Origin of the sequence: Streptomyces sp. NPDC007983 (assembly GCF_042958345.1) — a bacterium.
Taxonomy (GTDB): Bacteria; Actinomycetota; Actinomycetes; order Streptomycetales; family Streptomycetaceae; genus Streptomyces.
The window spans coordinates 1-4,187 of sequence record NZ_JBIBJI010000053.1 but is presented as its reverse complement, the minus strand read 5'-3'; the positions used below and the strand labels follow the sequence as shown (position 1 = coordinate 4,187).

The 4,187-nt window shown below is 74.1% G+C and carries 1 protein-coding gene and 1 pseudogene; both read left to right on the top strand.

Annotated features, from left to right (window positions below):
• Positions 1-871 (top strand): phosphopantetheine-binding protein (locus ACFZCY_RS45335; RefSeq protein WP_391187680.1); only part of this gene is annotated, 871 nt, incomplete at its 5' end.
• An 85-nt stretch (positions 872-956) separates the two neighbouring features.
• Positions 957-4,187: pseudogene (locus ACFZCY_RS45330) on the top strand (type I polyketide synthase); the annotation flags it as partial.

Genomic DNA, 4,187 nt, shown 5'->3' with positions numbered 1-4,187 from the left:
GCAGTCGGTGTATGCGGCGGCCAATGCGCATCTGGATGCGTTGGCCGAGCGGCGTCGGGCGCGGGGCCTGCCCGCGACCTCGATCGCCTGGGGTCTGTGGGGTGGCACCGGCATGGGCGAGATCGACGGGGCCGCCGACTTCTACGCCGAGCGCGGACTGGCCCCCATGCGGCCGGACCTGGCCATCGAGGCCCTGCACACGGCCCTGAGCCAGGACGACACCTGCGTCACGGTCGCCGACATCGACTGGGAGCACTTCGTCACCGGGTTCACCGCCTTCCGTCCCAGCCCCCTGATCTCCGACATCCCCCAGGTCCGCGAACTGGCGTCCGCCGCGCCCGCGGTCGATGCCTCGGACGAACTGCGCGGCCGCATCGACGCGGCCCTCACCCCGCGCGAACGCACCAAGGTCCTGGTGGACCTGGTCCGCACGATGGCGGCGGAGGTCCTGGGCCACGACGGGATCGACCGCATCGGCCACGATCTCGCCTTCAAGGACCTCGGCTTCGATTCGCTGGCCGCCGTACGGCTGCGCGGCCGGCTGGCCGAGGCGACCGGGCTCGTCCTGCCCGCCACGGTCATCTTCGACCACCCCACCGTGGACCGGCTCGGCGGGGCGCTGTTGGAGCAGCTGACCGGCGGGAACGACGGCGGGACCAGCGGCCCGGACGGTAGCGGGGCCCCGGCCGGCGGCCACGCGGCGCCGCCACCCGCCCCCGAGCCCATGGCACAGGACGCCGAGATCGACGAGCTCGACGCGGACGCCCTCGTCCGGCTGGTGACCGAAGGGACCGGCCCGGCCGGTGACGCACCGGCCGGTGACGGGACCGCCGACGCCGCGACGCGTCGTCGCGGACCGTCCCAGCGATAAAACCCCTCACCCGGGCGCCCGGACCGGCGGCGCCCGCCGCAGCGACGACCCACCCCAGAGCGAGCAGACGAGGAAGCCGAAGATGTCACCTTCCATGGACGACGTGCTCGGTGCGCTGCGCACCTCGGTCAAGGAGACCGAGCGGCTGCGTCGACGCAACCACGAGCTCGAGGCCGCCGCGCGCGAACCCATCGCGATCGTGGGCATGGCGTGCCGCTACCCCGGCGGCGTGGCCGGCCCCGACGACCTGTGGGAGCTCGTCGCGGACGGCGTCGACGCGGTCACCCGCTTCCCCGTCGACCGCGGCTGGGACGAGTCGGCCGTCTACTCGCCCGATCCCGACACCCCCGGCACCACCTACTGCCGGGAGGGCGGCTTCCTCACCGGCGTCGCCGACTTCGACGCGGCCTTCTTCGGTGTCTCGCCGAACGAGGCGCTGGTGATGGACCCCCAGCAGCGGTTGCTGCTGGAGACGTCCTGGGAGGTGCTGGAGCGTGCCGGTGTCGTCCCCGCCACATTGCGGGGCAGCCGTACCGGCGTGTTCGTCGGGGCCGCGCACACCGGTTATGTCGCCGACAGCGCGCGGGCGCCCGAGGGGGCCGAGGGTTATCTGCTGACCGGGAACGCCGACGCGGTGCTGTCCGGCCGGATCGCCTACATCCTGGGTCTGGAGGGCCCGGCCTTGACGATCGGGACGGCGTGCTCGTCGTCGCTGGTGGCGCTGCACCTGGCGGTGCAGTCGCTGCGGCGGGGCGAGTGCGATCTCGCGCTGGCCGGCGGCGTCGCGGTCATGCCCGACCCCACGGTGTTCGTGGAGTTCTCCCGGCAGCGTGGGCTCGCTCCCGATGGGCGGTGCAAGGCGTTTGCCGAGGGTGCGGATGGCACGGCTTGGGCCGAGGGTGTGGGTGTGCTGCTGGTGGAGCGTCTCTCCGACGCCCGTCGTCACGGCCACGATGTGCTGGCGGTGGTGCGGGGTAGCGCGGTCAATCAGGACGGTGCCAGCAATGGTTTGACGGCGCCCAGCGGCCCGGCGCAGCGGAGGGTCATTCGTGAGGCGCTGGCCGATGCCGGTCTGGCCCCGGGCGACGTCGATGTGGTGGAGGCGCATGGGACGGGGACGCCGTTGGGCGATCCGATCGAGGCCGGTGCGCTGTTGGACACCTACGGGCGTGATCGGGGCGCGGACCAGGACCCGTTGTGGTTGGGGTCGTTGAAGTCCAACATCGGGCACAGTCAGGCCGCTGCCGGTGTGGGCGGTGTGATCAAGATGGTGCAGGCGATGCGGCATGGCACGCTGCCACGCACTTTGCACGTGGACGCCCCCTCGTCGAAGGTCGACTGGGACGCCGGTGCCGTGGAGTTGCTCACCGAGGGACGGTCGTGGGAGCGGCAGGCGGAGGGTCCGCGCCGGGCGGCGGTCTCCGCCTTCGGCGTCAGCGGCACCAACGCCCACGTCATCCTGGAGGAACCGCCCGTCGAGCCGGCGGCCGAGCCCGGCGGCGACGAGACCGGACACGCCGCACGAGACGCGGCCGGGACGCCCCTTCCCTGGGTGATCTCCGCGCGCTCCGAGGAGGCCCTGCGCGCCCAGGCCGACCGGCTCGCCGCCGCCGTAGCCCACCGGGGGGCCGGGGACGCCGCCGACACCGATTCCGGCGCCGTCGCCGACGTCGGTCACTCCCTGGCCACCACCAGGGAGGCTCTGGAGCACCGCGCCGTCGTGCTGGTGAACGACACCCGGGCCGCCCGGGAGGACCTCGACGCGCTGGCCGCGGGCCACACACCGGACGGCGTGGTCACCGGTCTCGCCCGGCGCGGCCGCGGCATCGCCTTCCTCTGCTCCGGACAGGGCGCCCAGCGGCTCGGCGCCGGACAGGCACTCCGTGCGCGGTTCCCCGTCTTCGCCGGTGCCCTCGACGAGATCGCGGCGGCGTTCGACGTCCACCTCGAACGCCCCCTGCTCTCGGTGATGTTCGCCGAACCCGGCTCGTCGGACGCGGCACTGCTCGACCGCACCGACTACACCCAGCCCGCGCTGTTCGCCGTCGAGACCGCGCTCCTCCGCCTCTTCGAAAGCTGGGGCCTGGTGCCCGACCTCCTCCTGGGGCACTCGATCGGCGGCCTGGTGGCGGCGCACGCCGCGGAGGTTTTCTCGACGGCCGACGCCGCCTTGCTGGTGGCGGCGCGCGGCCGGCTGATGCGGGACTTGCCGGAGGGCGGCGCGATGGTCGCGGTGCAGGCCACCGAGCAGGAGGCCGCCGCACTGGAGCCGGTCGTCGCCGGTCGCGCGGTCATCGCCGCGCTCAACGGGCCGCAGGCACTCGTGCTCTCGGGGGACGAGGCGGCCGTACATGCGGCGGCCGCCGAACTCGCCACCCGTGGGCGGCGTACGAAGCGGCTCGCGGTGAGCCACGCCTTCCACTCTCCCCATATGGACGCCATGCTCGCCGATTTCCGCGCGGTCGCCGGAACGGTCGGCTACCACCCTCCCCGGCTGCCGGTCGTCTCCGATGTGACCGGCGAACTCGCCACCGCCGCCGAGCTGACGGACCCCGGTTACTGGACCCGGCAGGTACGGGAGCCGGTCCGCTTCGCCGACGCCGTGCGCACCGCGCGGGCCCGCGGCGCCGCGACCTTCATCGAGATCGGACCGGATGCCGCCCTCTCCGGCATGGCGGAGGAGTGCCTGGCCGACGGCGAGACCGACACCGCGTTCGCCCCCGCGCTGCGCCGCGGACACCCGGAGAGCGAGACCGCGCTGAGTGCGGCCGCCACCGCGTTCGTCCGCGGCGCCGACCTCGACTGGGCCGCGCTCTACCGCGGTACCGGCGCGCGCCGGGTCGACCTGCCCACCTACGCCTTCCAGCACCACCGTTACTGGCTCGCCCCCGCCGCCACGGCGACCTCCGCCGCCGCCCCGGGGCCCGCGGCCAAGCCCGTGGCGGCGGAGGACGACGACGCGCTGTGGGCCGCGGTGCGCGCGGGCGACGCCGCATCCGCGGCGGCCCGGCTGGGTGCCGGCGACGCGGACATCGAGGCTCCATTGCGCGCGGTCCTCCCGCACTTCGCCGCCTGGCACGACCGGCGCCGTACGGTCGCGGAGACCGACGGACTGCGCTACCGCGTCGCCTGGCAGGCGCTTTCGCCGGACGTTGTCAGGCCCGGCCCCTCGGATCGCTGGCTGATAGTCGAACATGGCCACCGCACGGACTGCGCGGACGCCCTGGTGGCGGCGTTGGGTGGGGGTGGTGCGGTGGTGGAGCGTTGGGTGCTGGATGTGGTGGGGGTTGGGCGTGGTGTTCTGGCTGAGCGGTTG